Origin of the sequence: Ensifer sp. 1H6 (genome assembly GCF_001976035.1) — a bacterium.
Classification (GTDB): Bacteria; Pseudomonadota; Alphaproteobacteria; order Rhizobiales; family Rhizobiaceae; genus Ensifer; species Ensifer canadensis.
The window spans coordinates 49,704-65,232 of the sequence record NZ_MOAI01000003.1 but is presented as its reverse complement, the minus strand read 5'-3'; the positions used below and the strand labels follow the sequence as shown (position 1 = coordinate 65,232).

At 60.6% G+C, this 15,529-nt stretch carries 12 protein-coding genes and 1 pseudogene; 9 read left to right on the top strand and 4 right to left on the bottom strand.

The features are described from left to right. Positions 1-14: 14 nt before the first annotated feature. The 8 genes and pseudogenes from nuoN to BKP54_RS04770 all read left to right on the top strand — a co-directional run bounded on the left by nuoN (position 15) and on the right by BKP54_RS04770 (position 9,033). A complete protein-coding gene (gene nuoN, locus BKP54_RS04805) occupies positions 15-1,460 on the top strand; it encodes an NADH-quinone oxidoreductase subunit NuoN (protein ID WP_057211423.1) in 1,446 nt (481 codons plus the stop codon). Continuing rightward, positions 1,460-2,224 carry a biotin--[acetyl-CoA-carboxylase] ligase gene (locus tag BKP54_RS04800; RefSeq protein WP_162249774.1) on the top strand — a complete coding sequence of 255 codons (765 nt, stop codon included), beginning with the start codon at positions 1,460-1,462 and terminating at the stop codon, positions 2,222-2,224. Before nuoN ends, BKP54_RS04800 begins: the two co-directional genes overlap by 1 nt. A gap of 24 nt (positions 2,225-2,248) precedes the next feature. Next, positions 2,249-3,916 (top strand): ribonuclease J, encoded by a 1,668-nt coding sequence (locus BKP54_RS04795; RefSeq protein ID WP_025426597.1) that lies wholly within the window; start codon positions 2,249-2,251, stop codon positions 3,914-3,916. A gap of 69 nt (positions 3,917-3,985) precedes the next feature. Continuing rightward, complete coding sequence (mce, locus tag BKP54_RS04790; protein WP_025426598.1) at positions 3,986-4,390, top strand: methylmalonyl-CoA epimerase; 405 nt, start codon at positions 3,986-3,988, stop codon at positions 4,388-4,390. A 232-nt stretch (positions 4,391-4,622) separates the two neighbouring features. Further along, entirely contained in the window at positions 4,623-4,892 is a 270-nt protein-coding gene (locus tag BKP54_RS04785; RefSeq protein WP_025426599.1) for a DUF1467 family protein, read from the top strand. A 779-nt stretch (positions 4,893-5,671) separates the two neighbouring features. Then, positions 5,672-6,999: pseudogene (gene proS / locus BKP54_RS04780) on the top strand (proline--tRNA ligase). 20 nt (positions 7,000-7,019) lie between these two features. Further along, positions 7,020-8,330 (top strand): lipoprotein-releasing ABC transporter permease subunit, encoded by a 1,311-nt coding sequence (locus BKP54_RS04775; protein WP_025426601.1) that lies wholly within the window; start codon positions 7,020-7,022, stop codon positions 8,328-8,330. Between the two features lie 16 nt (positions 8,331-8,346). Then, the gene (locus tag BKP54_RS04770; RefSeq protein ID WP_025426602.1) at positions 8,347-9,033 is read left to right on the top strand and encodes an ABC transporter ATP-binding protein; all 687 of its coding nucleotides are present in this window, start codon (positions 8,347-8,349) and stop codon (positions 9,031-9,033) included. A gap of 63 nt (positions 9,034-9,096) precedes the next feature. Here BKP54_RS04770 and BKP54_RS04765 read toward each other — a convergent pair whose 3' ends face one another. The 3 genes from BKP54_RS04765 to BKP54_RS36010 all read right to left on the bottom strand — a co-directional run bounded on the left by BKP54_RS04765 (position 9,097) and on the right by BKP54_RS36010 (position 10,749). Further along, positions 9,097-9,564 (bottom strand): DUF5680 domain-containing protein, encoded by a 468-nt coding sequence (locus tag BKP54_RS04765; protein ID WP_025426603.1) that lies wholly within the window; start codon positions 9,562-9,564, stop codon positions 9,097-9,099. Positions 9,565-9,644: 80 nt separating this feature from the next. Continuing rightward, positions 9,645-10,214: a hypothetical protein gene (locus BKP54_RS04760; RefSeq protein ID WP_025426604.1), complete on the bottom strand. Its 570-nt coding sequence runs from the start codon at positions 10,212-10,214 to the stop codon at positions 9,645-9,647. 73 nt (positions 10,215-10,287) lie between these two features. Continuing rightward, complete coding sequence (locus tag BKP54_RS36010; protein WP_162174733.1) at positions 10,288-10,749, bottom strand: hypothetical protein; 462 nt, start codon at positions 10,747-10,749, stop codon at positions 10,288-10,290. Between BKP54_RS36010 and dnaE the strand changes: the two genes are divergently transcribed. Then, positions 10,675-14,172 (top strand): DNA polymerase III subunit alpha, encoded by a 3,498-nt coding sequence (gene dnaE, locus BKP54_RS04755; protein WP_057211420.1) that lies wholly within the window; start codon positions 10,675-10,677, stop codon positions 14,170-14,172. The genes BKP54_RS36010 and dnaE overlap by 75 nt on opposite strands. A gap of 100 nt (positions 14,173-14,272) precedes the next feature. Here dnaE and BKP54_RS04750 read toward each other — a convergent pair whose 3' ends face one another. After that, a complete protein-coding gene (locus BKP54_RS04750; RefSeq protein ID WP_057211517.1) occupies positions 14,273-15,505 on the bottom strand; it encodes a L,D-transpeptidase family protein in 1,233 nt (410 codons plus the stop codon). Between the last annotated feature and the right edge of the window lie 24 nt (positions 15,506-15,529).

The window sequence follows — 15,529 nt, the reverse complement described above, 5'->3', positions numbered from 1 at the left end:
GGACGTGATTGGACATGACTGCTGAAATCCTCCTCGCTAGCCTGCAGCTCTCGATCCCCGAGTTGATCCTCGCGGTCGGCGCGATGGCGCTCTTGATGATCGGCGTGTTCGCCGGTGAAAAGTCGACCTCGACCGTCACCGGCCTTGCGGTTGCCCTTCTCATCATCGCCGGCCTCTGGCTCGTCCTGAAGACGGGCGAGGGCGAAGCTTACGGCGGCGCCTTCCTGTCCGATCCCTTCGCCAAGTTCATGAAGGTGCTGGCGCTGATCGGCTCGATCACCGCCATGGTGATGACGGTCGGCCATGCCCGTTCCGCGCAGATCGATCGTTTCGAGTTCCCGGTGCTGCTGGTGCTCGCCACCCTCGGAATGCTCCTGATGATCTCGGCCAACGACCTGATGTCGCTGTACCTGTCGCTGGAATTGCAGTCGCTGGCGCTCTACGTCGTAGCCGCCATCAACCGTGACAGCATCCGTTCGACGGAAGCCGGCCTGAAGTATTTCGTCCTCGGCGCGCTGTCTTCGGGCATGCTGCTTTATGGCATGTCGCTGGTCTACGGCTTCACCGGCCACACCGGCTTTGACGAGATTGCCGCTGCATTGACGACTACGGGCACGCCGTCGCTCGGCCTGATCTTCGGACTGGTCTTCATCCTTGCCGGCCTTGCATTCAAGATTTCTGCCGTTCCGTTCCACATGTGGACGCCGGATGTTTATGAAGGTGCGCCGACGCCGGTCACCGCATTCTTCGCCGCGGCCCCGAAGGTTGCCGCCATGGCCATCTTCGTTCGCATCGTCATCAACGCGTTCGAGCCGGTCGTTGTCCAGTGGCAACAGATCGTCGTCTTCATCTCGATCGCTTCGATGCTGCTCGGAGCCTTTGCGGCGATCGGCCAGAAGAACATCAAGCGCCTGATGGCCTATTCCTCCATCGGTCACATGGGCTACGCGCTCGTCGGTCTCGCCGCCGGCTCTATGGCGGGCGTTCGCGGCGTTCTGCTCTACATGCTCATCTACATGGTCATGACGCTCGGCACCTTCGCCTGCATCCTCGCCATGCGCCGCAAGGATGGCGAGAACGTCGAAAGCGTCGACGATCTCGCTGGCCTGTCGCAGACCAACCCCTTCATGGCCACGGTCCTTACCATCCTGATGTTCTCGCTCGCCGGCATCCCGCCGATGGCAGGCTTCTTCGGGAAGTACTTCGTGTTCATGGCGGCTATCGAAGCCCATCTCTATGCGCTTGCCATCATCGGCGTGCTCGCTTCGGTCGTCGGCGCCTACTACTACCTGCGTGTCATCAAGGTGATGTGGTTCGACGATGCCAAGGGCGAGTTTGCCCGGACGGCCGGCGAGCTTCGCCTGGTTTTCGGTCTCTCGGGCCTGTTCGTGCTTGGCTACGTCCTGATCGGTGGTCCGCTCGGCAACGCCGCTGAAGTCGCGGCTCGGACCTTCTTTTGATAGGGCTTGAAGGCGGCGGCCGGGTTTCGCTCGACGATTTCCGGCACGTCGCTCTCAATGAAGTCGGTTCGACCAACAGCGAATGCCTGGTGCGGGCGCGCGAGGGGGACAGGGGAAATCTCTGGATCACCGCCGCCCGCCAGACAGGTGGACGTGGTCGACGCGGTAGGGCCTGGTTTTCAGAGCCCGGCAATCTCTATGCTTCGCTCCTCTTGATCGAGCCGGCTCCGATCGAGCTGCTGCACTCGCTGCCGCTGGCAGTGGCAGTGGCGGTTCACAGGGCCATCCGACAGGTAATGCCGCTGGCCGGCGCTCCGGTCGAGATCAAATGGCCGAACGATATCCTCATCGACGGCAAGAAGACTTGCGGCATCCTGCTTGAAGGCGAGAGTCTTGCAGACGGACGTCGCGCGCTGGTCATCGGCTGCGGCATCAACATCGCCGTCATGCCCGACGAGGCACTCTACCCGGTGACTTCGCTTCGCAACGAAGGGGCGTCGGTATCGCCGGACGACTTGTTTGCCCACCTTTTCCTGACCATGGCCGAAACGCTCTCCGTTTGGGACCAGGGCAGGGGTGTGGCACACATCATAGACCAATGGCGGGCGGCAGCGCGCGGCATCGGCGAGACCATTACGGTGAACCTGCCGGATCGGTCGCTTTCCGGCCGCTTTGCCGGTATTGATCAGGACGGCCGGCTGATGCTCGATACGGGCTCGGACACGATGCAGACGATCGCCGCCGGCGACGTATTTTTCGGATAATCAAAACAAGGGCGCATCAAAAACATGGCGCAAGAAGAAGAACTGGTGTTCTTGCCGCTCGGCGGCGTCGGTGAAATCGGGATGAACCTCGGCCTCTATGGCTATGGCAAACCCGGTCATCGACAGTGGATAATGGTCGATTGCGGCGTCACCTTCCCGGGGCCGGAGCTGCCGGGAGTGGATCTGGTTCTGGCCGATATCAGTTTCCTGGCGGAAGAACGCCGCAATCTCAAGGGCATCATCATCACCCATGCCCACGAGGATCACTATGGTGGTCTCAACGATCTTTGGCCGGGGTTGAACGTACCGGTCTATGCCTCGCCGTTTACCGCGGGCATGCTTGAGGCGAAACGCGACTTCGAAAGGAGCCGCGGCGAAATCCCGATAACGATCTTCAAGCAGGGCGACCGCATCAATGTTGGCCCGTTCGAAATCGAAGCGGTCGGCGTCAACCACTCGATCCCCGAGCCGATGTCGCTGATCATCCGCACGCCGCTTGGCGCGATCGTTCACACCGGCGACTGGAAGATCGATCTTCAGCCGTCGCTCGGGCCCCTGACCGACGAGCAGCGCTTCCGCAAGATCGGTGACGAGGGCGTGCTGGCGCTGGTCTGCGATTCGACCAATGCGCTTCGTGACGGGGTCTCGCCGTCCGAGCAGGAGGTTTCGGCAAGCCTGACGCAGATCATCTCCAAGTCTGAAGGACGTGTGGCGATCACCACCTTCTCTTCCAATGTCGGGCGCATCCGCTCGATTGCGGAAGCTGCGGAAGAGGCGGGCCGCGAGGTGTTGCTTCTCGGCAGCTCGATGAAGCGCGTCGTCGCCGTCGCCCGCGATCTCGGCCTGATGGAAGGCATCAAGCCTTTCCTCGCCGAAGACGAGTTCGGCTATGTGCCGCGCGACAAGGTCGTGGTGATCCTGACCGGTAGCCAGGGCGAACCCCGTGCCGCACTTGCCAAGATCGCCCGCGACGAGATGCGCAACGTCGCCTTTTCCGCCGGCGATACGGTCGTGTTTTCGTCGCGTACCATTCCCGGTAACGAGAAGGCGATCAACGACATCAAGAACGGCCTGATCGAGCAGGGCATTCACATCATCACCGACAGTGAAGCGCTGGTGCATGTGTCGGGCCACCCGCGTCGCAGCGAGCTGCAGCAGATGTACCAGTGGGTCCGTCCGCAGATCCTCGTGCCGGTGCATGGTGAGGCCGCACACCTGACGGCGCATGCCGAACTTGGCCTGCAGTCGGGTATCGCCAGCGTTCCGCGGCTTCGCAACGGCGATATGCTGCGGCTGGCGCCAGGTCCGGCCGAAGTCATCGACACTGCGCCGCATGGCCGGATCTACAAGGATGGCTCGCTGATCGGTGATTTCGAGGAAATGGGCATCGGTGAGCGGCGCAAGCTCTCCTTTGCCGGACATGTCTCAGTCAACGTCGTGCTCGACAACCGCTACGATTTCCTCGGTGATCCTGACCTCGTTGCCATCGGCTTGCCCGAGTTCGACGACGAGGGCGAGGACATGGAAGACACGCTCTATGACGCCGTGCTCGGTGCTGTCGAAAGCATCCCGCGTGCCAAGCGCAAGGATCTGGCCATGCTGCAGGAGGCGGTGCGCCGCGCCGTGCGTAGCACCGTCAACCAGATCTGGGGCAAGAAGCCCGTGGTGACCGTGTTCGTCACCAAAGTCTGATTTCCTTCAGGCTCCCGGCGCTGTAGACGTCCGGGGGCTTGAAAACAGCCCGAAGGTTGGAGGATCGCGATGCTTGGACGTGTAAACCATGTGGCAATCGCCGTGCCGGATCTGGCATCCGCTGCTGAGGGCTACCGAGTGACGCTCGGCGCTTCGGTGACCGAGCCGCAAGCCTTGCCCGAGCACGGTGTCACCGTCGTTTTCGTCGCGCTTCCCAACACCAAGGTCGAACTGCTGGAGCCGCTCGGCGATGCCTCGCCGATTGCGGCGTTTCTCGCCAAGAACCCGTCCGGCGGCATGCATCACATTTGCTACGAGGTCGAGGACATCATTGCTGCCCGTGACACGCTGAAGGCGTCCGGCGCGCGGGTTCTCGGTGACGGCGAGCCGAAGATCGGCGCTCACGGCAAGCCGGTGCTTTTTCTGCACCCGAAGGATTTTCAAGGCACGTTGATCGAGCTTGAACAGGTGTGACAGTTGACCGCGCGATGCCGGTTTGTGTGATCGCGCCGGTGGCGTTATAAGCGGGCTACAGCGCCGCGCGTCAAGTTTGACGCGCTCAGCACGCTGTAACACTTTAAACTTGCTGCATAATTTTCTCCTTAAATCGATGCCGATTTAAGGAATTATGCAGTAGAATATCGCGAGGATCGTTCCGTTGAGGGCCAGTAGCCAGTTCGGGACAGGTCTTCATCAGGAGCCGGAAATGCCGCTTTTTTCAACCTTTGCCATCTACTTCATTATCTGGTGGCTGACGCTGTTTGCAGTGCTGCCGCTTGGCGTGCGCACGCAGGCGGAGGAAAACGAGGTGGTGCCCGGCACTGTCGAAAGCGCGCCGGCGCGGTTCCGTGCCAAACGGGTCATCCTGCTGACAACTGCAATCGCGGCGGTCATCCAGCTTGCCTGGTACATTGTGTCGGTGCGGCTCGGCTACGGCATCGACAGCATTCCGCGCTTCTATCCGAAGTTCTATTGAGCCAAGCATCGGCAAGCATGTGGGCGCTCGGCGTCTAGGGATATCGAGTGATCGTGTCCGCTTCCTCACAATCCCCAGTTAAGTATTATCGATTTACCGCTGCACAGGCCCGTAGAGTTCTCTCGGGTGCCTCTCTGCGCGAAACCCGGGCAATCCTACGATTGACCGCCCCGAAATTGACATAGTTCAAGAAAGCCCGGGTGCTCCGATGAGGGTTCGCTTGGCGAAAGGCAAAAAAAAACAAGGCTAAAAGCCTTGTTTTTCAAGTATCGCGTGATCTTTAATCCGTTTCCGGCGGCAGCGACGAAGCGCGCCTAAGATCTTATCCTCCCAAGACTTGACCGCGAAAGTCGGCAAGAATTTAGACTTCATGCCTGTTTTGTGAGCCGAAATTAGCCCAAACATTGGGCGATGTCACCTTATTTTTTTGCATTTTTGCTACAGTTGGATAAAATTTCTCCGTTGACAAGCATCGTCGCAATACTGTTACTACCGTGCTCTTTGACGCAGCTTTTGGCTTGTCGGTTCTCCTTCGAATCTCTCGATCCACTCTGTGTGGTTCCTTCTGCAAGCAGGGTTTTCATCCGGGCGCGAAGCGGCTATGAACGCAGGGCTCGGAAAGGTTCCTGCCGACTTGTCGGTGACGGAAATTTGAGAGCCGACCCCAAGAAGCAATGGTCGCCTTTGCCTGTTTTCGGCGAGACCGGCGTACCTGAGCTCAACGTCATTTCGCCCGAATCCGTCGATAGTGCGACGTTCATCAAGTTCTGGAACCCGTCATGCGCCTGTCCCGCTTTTTCATGCCCATCTTGAAGGAAAATCCGAAGGAAGCGGAAATCGTTTCCCACCGTCTTATGCTCCGGACGGGCATGATCCGGCAGCAGTCCTCGGGGATCTATACCTGGCTGCCGTTCGGAAAGCGGGTTCTCGACAAGGTCAATGCGATCGTTCGCGAAGAGCAGAACCGCACCGGCGCGAATGAGCTTTTGATGCCGACGCTGCAGTCCGCCGAGCTTTGGCAGGAGAGCGGCCGTTATGACGCCTATGGCAAGGAAATGCTGCGCATCAAGGACCGCCAGGATCGGCCGATGCTCTATGGTCCGACCAATGAGGAAATGATCACGGATGTCTTCCGTTCCTACGTGAAGTCCTACCGCAATCTGCCGCTCAATCTCTACCATATCCAGCTGAAGTTCCGCGACGAGATCCGTCCGCGCTTCGGCACCATGCGCTCGCGCGAGTTCCTGATGAAGGATGCCTATTCCTTCGATCTCGACCGCGAAGGTGCCGAGCACGCCTATAACAAGATGTTCGCCGCTTACCTGCGCACCTTCTCGCGCATGGGGCTGCGTGCCATTCCGATGCGTGCCGACACCGGACCGATTGGCGCAATCTCAGCCATGAATTCATCATTCTCGCCGAAACCGGTGAATCCGAAGTGTTCTGCCACAAGGACTTCCTCGGCTTCGATATTCCCGGCGAAGACACCAATTTCGATGATGTCGCTGGTCTGAAGACGATCTTCGACAAGTGGACCTCGCGCTACGCGGCCACGTCCGAAATGCACGACGAAGCGGCGTTCAACGAAGTCGCCGAAGGCGATCGCCTGTCGGCACGCGGCATCGAAGTCGGCCATATCTTCTACTTCGGCACCAAGTATTCCGAGGCGATGGGCGCGAAGGTTCTCGGTCCGGATGGCAAGGAACACGCGGTCCATATGGGCTCCTACGGCATCGGCCCGACACGGCTGGTTCCGGCGATCATCGAGGCGTCGCATGACGACAACGGCATCATCTGGCCGAAGTCGATCTCGCCGTTCGATGGTGTGATCATCAACATGAAAGCGGGCGATGCCGCTTGCGACGCAGCCTGCGAGACGCTCTATTCGAAGCTCGGCGCCGCAGGATTCGATGCGCTGCTCGACGATACGGACGACCGCGCCGGCGCCAAGTTCGCCTCTGCCGATCTTATCGGCGTACCTGTCCAGATCATCGTCGGACCGCGTTCTATCGCCAACGGCGAAGTCGAGCTCAAGGATCGCAAGACCGGTGAGCGCGAGACCATGACTGTCGAGGCAGCCCTCAACAAGCTGATCGCGACGAAGTAAGTGAGGCAAGGGGAGGCAGGATGACCGCCGTGACGGAAGATCAGGTGCAGGCCGCTGGCCAGTCTGCAAAGTCCGCCAGCCGCCCTTTTTCCGCCTTTGAGCGCATGGTCGCCTGGCGCTATCTGCGTTCGCGGCGCAAGGAAGCCTTCATTTCGGTGATCGCCGGCTTCTCCTTCATCGGCATCATGCTCGGCGTCGCGACGCTGATCATCGTCATGGCGGTGATGAACGGTTTTCGCACCGAGCTCATCTCGCGCATCCTCGGCATCAATGGCCACATGATCGTGCAACCGATCGACGGTCCGCTCAACAATTACCCCGACCTCGCCACCCGCTTTTCCGGTGTGAAGGGTGTGACGATGGCGATCCCGCTGGTCGAAGGCCAGGTTCTGGCCCAGGGCGTCGGCGATTCTTCGACCGGTGCGCTCGTGCGCGGCATCCGCGCCGATGACCTCAGCAAGATGAAGTCGGTCTCCGACCATATTCAATCCGGCGATCTCGTCGGCTTCGCCGCCGGCACCGGCGTGGCGATCGGTTCACGTATGGCTGAGCAGCTCGGCATTCAGGTGGGCGGCACGATCACGCTGACATCGCCGAACGGCGACGTCACGCCGATGGGCATGAACCCGCGGGTCAAGGCCTATACGGTCTCGGCAATCTTCGAGATCGGTATGTCGGAATATGATGCGTCGATCATCTTCATGCCGCTTGAGGAATCGCAGCTGTTCTTCAATGCCGAAGGCTTGGCCCAGCAGATCGAGATCTTCGTCGAGCACCCCGATATGGTCGACGATTTGCGCAAGCCGGTCGAGGACGCTGCCGAGCGGCAGATCTTCATCACCGATTGGCGCGACCGCAACAAGACGTTCTTCTCGGCGCTCGAGGTCGAGCGTAATGTGATGTTCATGATCCTGACGTTGATCGTTCTGGTCGCGGCGCTGAACATCATTTCCGGACTGATCATGCTGGTGAAGGACAAGGGGAGCGACATCGCCATCCTTCGCACGATGGGCGCGACCTCCGGCTCCGTCATGCGCATCTTCTTCATGACTGGAGCTGCCATCGGTGCGGCGGGAACCGTTGCCGGCGTGCTGCTCGGTGTCGTCGTCTGCCTGAACATTGAGTCCATTCGCCAATTCTTCTCCTGGATTTCAGGCACGACGCTGTTCAGCCCCGAGCTCTATTTCCTCAGCCAGTTGCCGGCAGATATGAACGCCGACGAGACGATCCTCGTCGTCGTCATGGCCCTCAGCCTGTCGTTCCTTGCCACGATCTTTCCGGCATGGCGCGCCTCGCGCCTCGATCCCGTGCAGGCCCTGCGGTACGAATGACAAGGACATCATCTGAATGAATGCGCGCGTGGCACTGCAGCTTTCGGGCATCGAGCGTAATTACGGGCAGGGGGACACCTTCCTCTCGATCCTCAAGGGCGCGGACTTCACGCTGAAAAGCGGCGAGACCGTTGCGCTTGTGGCGCCGTCAGGCACTGGCAAGTCGACGCTTCTGCATGTTGCGGGCCTGCTGGAGCGGCCGGATGGCGGAAAGGTCGTGGTCAACGGCGTGACCTGCGACGGTCTCAACGACGACAGGCGCACCGCTATCCGTCGCAACGAGATCGGTTTCGTCTACCAGTTCCATCATCTGCTTCCGGAGTTCACCGCTCTCGAAAACATCATGATGCCGCAGCTGATCGCCGGCCTTGGCAAGGCTGAGGCCGCCGAGCGTGCGCGGGCGCTGCTCGACTACATGCGTATCGGCCACCGCGCCGATCACCGCCCGTCGGAGCTTTCAGGCGGCGAACAGCAGCGCGTGGCGATCGCCCGCGCCGTTGCCAATGCTCCCTTGGTATTGCTGGCCGATGAGCCGACCGGCAATCTCGATCCGGAAACTGCGGGATACGTCTTCGAAGCGCTCGAAGCATTGGCTCGCCAGTCCGGTCTTGCAGCCCTGATCGCCACGCACAATCACGAGCTGGCATCGCTTATGGACCGGCGGGTGACGATCGAGGACGGCAAGGTCGTCGAGCTGAAATAACGCTCGCGTCAAAGCCCGTTTCCAATGGAGCGCGCGATATCAATGTGATGCGAAACCTTTAGTTTAAGGCACGATGAGGCCACCTCGATAGTCGAGTTCGTAGGCTTCGTCGCCGTCGACAAAGATGACTTCACGTCCGGAAAAGTGCCCGGTGTCGCCGCGGCTGTTGTCGATGTAGTAGCCGTAGGCGTGGCGATATTCCATTCCACCGAGAAAGTGCCGCTTCTCGCGATACATGGTATCGAGCGCGGCTTTGATGACGATGCCGGCGCGTTCCGCATCGATCAGATCGGGCCGGATGACGCGGCCGAAATAATTCATGGCCCAGCGGGTGTCGTCCTCGAACCAGACGGTTTCCTGTCCTGCGAAATCGGTCCCACCGAAGTAACTGTCGAGATACCGCCACCGGTCGCGTTGGTAGCCGATATCGCGCGAGCCCGCGCGCGATGGCGGGCTTGTTATCCCGCCACCGACATATGTCTTCGATTTGGCTTCCACGATGAAGTCTTTGAGCTGCTCGATGCTGGCCATGAGAACACCTTGTTTGTTCCCTGGCAGCATGCCGCGACATTCCGTCGATGTAAAGAACAAAAAGGGAACAAATAGCTCGATTAGATGCCGCAGGCGTGCTGGCCGCGGTCGTCGTTCCAGTCATCGAGAAGCACAAGCTCGCCTTTGGCGCTGACGGGCTTGTCGTTCGATTTGCCCTTGCCCGTCAGCACATTCAGGTCGCAGTGCGAGGTATTGTCGAGATTGAGCGTGTCATAGGACGAGTAGGTGTAGCCGCCGACGACAAAGTCGAAATTGCGATAGGCGATCGTCAGCTTCTGTTCCCAACGGTCACGCCCGACCGAATCGTTGTGGGTGGTAATCACCAGCGAACCATTCGGAAGCGCCGTGACGGACGGTGCCTGGCCGGCCATGCCGTATTGCCCCCAGACCTTGTTCGGAACGGCCGACTTGAGCGCCAGCGGGCCGTCTTCGCCGGCGAGATAGATATAGACGGCATTGTTCTCGTCTGTCCCGTCATCGGGCTTCACCAGCAGCGCCAGATCGCCAGCACCATTCTTGTCCCAGTCGCCTGTCGCGGCCGGGACAATGCGGCCGGGATCAATCGCCTCGGCGGCAAGGGCGAGGGAAGGAAGCAGAAAAACGAGAGGCAGGGTCAGGCGTGCAGTCATGTCGTTGTGCTCCGTGTGGTTGGTCCAGTCATAGGCGCGATGGACGGAGCGCTCAAGGTTTCGGTTAATTACCTCAAACGCTCTTTGTTGATGCGGTTAACCATGCGCGGTGGAAAGCGGGCGGTGTGCTCAACAGCGATTGACGAGAGAACAAAAAAAGAACAAAGTGGATACATAACGGAAAAGGAGCCATGTTATGACTGATTTTGTTCGTGACCTCGCCGCCTTCACATCGATGGGCCTGTTTGTCGCCAGCGTTGCCTTCATCGCTCTCGGACTTTGATCCCTGGGCATACTCAAGATGCTGCGCGACCCCGATGCGGGGTCGCTCGATATTATCCCGGCACAGCACCCCCGACACCAGCACCGTTGAAAAGAACGCCGGCCCACGATGCAAAACTGGACATGGCGGGTGATAAACGGGATATCCTGACACCCTGACAGGAATCAGGATGTAGAGATGGCGGATCACGGCAGCGGGGAACGGAACGATCAGACGACTGCGGATCCGCAGTTCGTGCATTTGCGTGTTCACTCGGCTTTTTCGCTGCTCGAAGGCGCACTGCCTTTGAAGAAGGTGATCGGCAAGGCTGTGGCCGATGCTCAGCCGGCGATCGGTATCGCCGACACCAACAATCTTTTCGCAGCCCTTGAATTTTCCCAGAAGGCGGCCGAAGACGGCCTGCAGCCGCTGACGGGCTGTCAGTTGTCGATCGACATGGAAGACGACGGTGACGGCGAACGTCGCAGCCATGCCCAGCAGCTCGCCAAGCTGCCGGCCATCGTCCTGATCGCCGCGACGGACGACGGCTACACACGACTGGTCGATCTGGTAAGCCGCGCCTATCTCGGCGGCGAAGGCAGCCAGGTCACGAGGATCACGCGGTCGTGGCTCGTGGAGGCCGGCACCGACGGGCTGATCGCCCTTTCGGGCGCAGGCGGCGGCCCGATCGACATGGCGGTGAAATCCGGCTCGACGGCCTTGGCCGAGGCACGCCTGGAAGCCCTAAAGGATCTCTTCGGCGATCGGCTCTATATCGAGCTGCAACGGCACGGAAACTTTGACCGCCGACATGAAAGCCGGATGATCGATCTGGCGTACAAGTTCGATGTGCCTCTGGTTGCGACCAACGAGGCGTTCTTTCCCTCGCCATCCGACTATGACGCGCACGACGCGCTGATGGCGGTCGCTCACAACGCCATGGTTTCCGACGACAGTCGGTTCCGGTTGACGCCGGATCATTATCTCAAGAGCCGGAAGGAAATGGCGGCACTTTTTGCCGACCTGCCCGAGGCGCTCGAAAATACCATCGAGATCGCGCGGCGCTGCTCGTTCATGCTGAAGACGCGCGGGCCGATCCTGCCACGCTTCACCGGCGCCTCGGACGATCCGGAGGAGGCCGAGCGTGCCGAGTCCAGCGAGTTGCGCCGGCAGGCGGAAGAGGGGCTCGACGATCGGTTGCGCAAGCTCGGCATGGCGCCCGGCTATACAGAGGAAGAGTACCGCGAGCGGTTGGCGTTCGAACTCAGCGTCATCGAGCGCATGAAGTTCCCCGGCTACTTCCTGATCGTTGCCGACTTCATCAAATGGGCCAAGCAGCAGGACATCCCCGTCGGCCCGGGACGCGGTTCGGGCGCGGGCTCGCTCGTCGCCTATGCGCTGACGATCACCGATGTCGACCCGATGCGGTTCTCACTGCTGTTCGAACGCTTCCTCAATCCGGAACGCGTATCGATGCCCGACTTCGACATCGACTTCTGTCAGGACCGGCGCGAAGAAGTCATTCGCTACGTCCAGGCGAAATACGGCCGCGAGCAGGTGGCCCAGATCATCACCTTCGGTTCGCTTCAGGCGCGCGCGGCGCTGCGCGACGTCGGCCGCGTGCTCGAGATGCCCTATGGCCAGGTCGACAAGATCTGCAAGCTCGTGCCCAACAATCCGGCCAACCCGACGCCGCTGTCAAAGGCGATCGAGGAAGAACCGCGCCTGCAGGAAGAGGCGGAAAAGGAACCCGTCGTCGCCCGTCTTCTCGACATCGCGCAGAAGATCGAGGGTCTCTATCGCCATGCCTCGACCCACGCAGCCGGTATCGTGATCGGCGACCGGCCGCTGTCAAAGCTCGTGCCGATGTATCGCGATCCGCGTTCCGATATGCCGGTGACGCAGTTCAACATGAAATGGGTCGAGCAGGCCGGCCTGGTAAAATTCGACTTCCTCGGCCTGAAAACGCTGACCGTGCTGAAGGTCGCCGTCGACTTCGTCAAGCTGCGCGGCATCGAGGTCGATCTCGCCAGCATTCCGCTCGACGACGAGAAGACCTACGAGATGCTGTCGCGCGGCGAGACGGTCGGCGTGTTCCAGGTGGAAAGTGCCGGCATGCGCAAGGCGCTGATCGGTATGCGGCCAGACTGCATCGAGGACATTATTGCGCTGGTGGCGCTTTATCGTCCGGGCCCGATGGAGAATATCCCGGTCTACAACGCCCGCAAGCACGGCGAAGAAGAGATCGAATCGATCCATCCGAAGATCGACCATCTGCTCAAGGAAACGCAGGGCGTTATCGTCTACCAGGAGCAGGTGATGCAGATCGCCCAGGTCCTGTCGGGCTATTCGCTCGGCGAAGCCGACCTTCTGCGTCGCGCCATGGGCAAGAAGATCAAGGAGGAAATGGACAAGCAGCGCGCCCGTTTCGTCGACGGCGCGGTCAAGAACGAGGTATCGAAGCCGCAGGCCGATCTGATCTTCGATCTTCTCGCCAAGTTCGCCAACTACGGCTTCAACAAGTCGCACGCTGCCGCCTACGCCATCGTCTCCTATCAGACGGCCTATATGAAGGCGCACTATCCGGTCGAGTTCCTGGCGGCGTCGATGACGCTCGATATGGCCAACACGGAGAAGGTCAACGACTTCCGTCAGGATGCCGGGCGCCTCGGCATCCAGGTGATTGCGCCGTCGGTCCAGTCCTCCTTCCGGCATTTCCAGACCGGCGACAAGCGCATCTACTACTCATTGGCCGCCATCAAGGGTGTCGGCGAATCGGCAGTCGAGCATATCGTTGCCGTTCGCGGCGACCGCGAGTTTGCGAGCCTTGAGGATTTCTGCCTGAGGATCGACCCGAAGCTGCTCAACCGGCGTGTGTTCGAAAGCCTGATCGCGGCCGGCGCCTTCGATTGCTTCGGTTACGACCGTGCCGAGCTGGTCGGCGGTCTCGATCGCATCCTCGGCTTTGCCCAGCGCGCGCAGGAAAACAAGACGAGCGGACAGAGCGATATGTTCGGTGCGGGGGCCGCGACCGGACCGGAACGGATCTCGCTTCCCACCTACACGCCGTGGCTCGCCTCAGAAAAGCTGCACCGCGAGTTTCAGGTGCTGGGCTTCTATCTCTCGGCCCATCCGCTCGACACCTACAACCCGCTGCTCGCCAAGATGCGCGTCCAGACCTTCGGCGATTTCGCCGGAGCGGTGAAGAAGGGCGCAACGGCGGGACGTCTCGCCGGCACCGTTACCTCCAGACAGGAGCGCAAGACCCGAACCGGCAACAAGATGGGCATCATCGCTTTCTCGGATTCGTCCGGTCAGTTCGAGGCCGTGCTGTTTTCGGAAATGCTGCACCAGTATCGCGACCTGCTTGAGCCCGGCAAATCGCTGGTGATGACGGTTCAGGCGGAGGAGCGGCCGGAAGGCATCGGCCTTCGCATCCAGACCCTGCGCTCGCTCGAGGAAGAATCGCTGCAGATGCAGAAGGCGCTGCGCGTTTATGTGCGCGATTCAGGACCACTGAAGTCGATCGCCGCCCATTTGAATGCGAGGGGCGAGGGTCTCGTTTCCTTCATCGTCATCAAGGATAACGGCCAGCGCGAGATCGAGGTCGAACTCAACGAGAAGTTCAGGATTTCGCCGGAGATTGCCGCAGCACTTCGCTCGGCTCCGGGTGTGGTCGACGTTGAACTCGTCTGACCGCGCTGCATGATTGCTTGAGCCGGCGGCGTATAAAGATACGGAACGTCAGGCGCGGCTGCAGCGCAGCTTTTGAGTATCGGATCGACTGCGCAGGGCATCAGCCCCGCGGGGATGCGCGGGTGATTGTGATGAAATCGGTCCCGTCGCCGGTTTCGAGCCCGCTCTCCATGTCCGAAATCGACAGCGACGAACCGTCTGCAAGCAGGCCGCCGATCCGTTCGCGGACGTCGTCGGAGACCGTCAGGCGCCCGAGCGTGCGCTGGACGGCATTGAAGGCTGATGCGTCGGCGTCGGCGGCGATCCCGAGGCGCTTCTTCACCGATGACGGCAGATGGTTTTCGAGCGGTACGCCGTACCACTTGCCTTCGCTCTTTCCCTCGTCAATCTCTTGAAATTGCAGGAAATGCGTGCCGAGCGCCTGCTCCGGCTTGTCGATCGTGACGCCTGCCTCGAAAATCGGCTTGAAACCCTGGCGGACAAGGATCACCCCGTTGGGGGGAACGTCGCGGCCCGCTTTCCTGAAGATCGCCTCAGTCAGCTCCGGCGTCAGCTTGCCATCGACGGTCGATCCCTCGGCAGTCTGGAACGCGTTGATGGCGGCGGTCGTGTCCGGGCCGATGTGGCCGTCCGGCACGCCGGCGACATAGCCGAGTTGGTTCAGCGCCGACTGGACTGCACGCTTGATATCGCGCTCGCCGCGTCGGGTGATCAGCATGCGGATCGGCTCGCGGTCTTCTGCTTTGATGACTGAGTTGGCGGTCGATGCCTCGGTCATCGCCACTTCGACCGGCATGGTCTCGGTCTGGCTGATCGCCGGGCGGAGGGGCACATCCGACAGCGGTGCGGGGTTCTCGCCGGGCGCCGGGTTGCGCTGGAAGAGCACGGCGCTCGACACTTCGGTGGGGCTGACCTGCCGATCGGTTATCAGGACATGCACGCCGCGCGACGTCATCTTGAAGAGGCTGGCGGCAAACTTGCTCGGCAGGCGCACGCAACCGTGCGAAGCCGGATAGGCCGGCACGTGATTGGAGCCATGCAGCGCAATGCCTGACCAGGTCAGTCGCTGCATGAAGGGCATCGGCGCATTCGAATAGATGTTGGATTTGTGGTGACGGCGTTTTTCAAGGATCGAGAAGATGCCCGTCGGTGTGGAATGGCCGGCCTTGCCGGTAGAGACTGCCGACGTTGCGATCACCGCGTCGCCGTCATAGACGACGAGGGATTGCTGGTTCTTCGAAACGATGATCTGCAGCGGTGCGTTGCTGCCGGCAAAGCCGACCGCAGGCGAAAACAAGAAGACGACGACGCTGGCCGTGAGAGCGAAACGCAATACCATACACTCATCCCAACACGT

Coding starts and splice junctions, on each gene's coding strand:
- BKP54_RS04765 (WP_025426603.1), bottom strand. CDS start 9,564: ATGGCCAGCATCGAGCAGCTCAAAGACTTCATCGTGGAAGCCAAATCG.
- BKP54_RS04770 (WP_025426602.1), top strand. CDS start 8,347: ATGAATGCGCGCGTGGCACTGCAGCTTTCGGGCATCGAGCGTAATTAC.
- BKP54_RS04760 (WP_025426604.1), bottom strand. CDS start 10,214: ATGACTGCACGCCTGACCCTGCCTCTCGTTTTTCTGCTTCCTTCCCTC.
- dnaE (WP_057211420.1), top strand. CDS start 10,675: ATGGCGGATCACGGCAGCGGGGAACGGAACGATCAGACGACTGCGGAT.
- nuoN (WP_057211423.1), top strand. CDS start 15: ATGACTGCTGAAATCCTCCTCGCTAGCCTGCAGCTCTCGATCCCCGAG.
- BKP54_RS04775 (WP_025426601.1), top strand. CDS start 7,020: ATGACCGCCGTGACGGAAGATCAGGTGCAGGCCGCTGGCCAGTCTGCA.
- mce (WP_025426598.1), top strand. CDS start 3,986: ATGCTTGGACGTGTAAACCATGTGGCAATCGCCGTGCCGGATCTGGCA.
- BKP54_RS04785 (WP_025426599.1), top strand. CDS start 4,623: ATGCCGCTTTTTTCAACCTTTGCCATCTACTTCATTATCTGGTGGCTG.
- BKP54_RS04795 (WP_025426597.1), top strand. CDS start 2,249: ATGGCGCAAGAAGAAGAACTGGTGTTCTTGCCGCTCGGCGGCGTCGGT.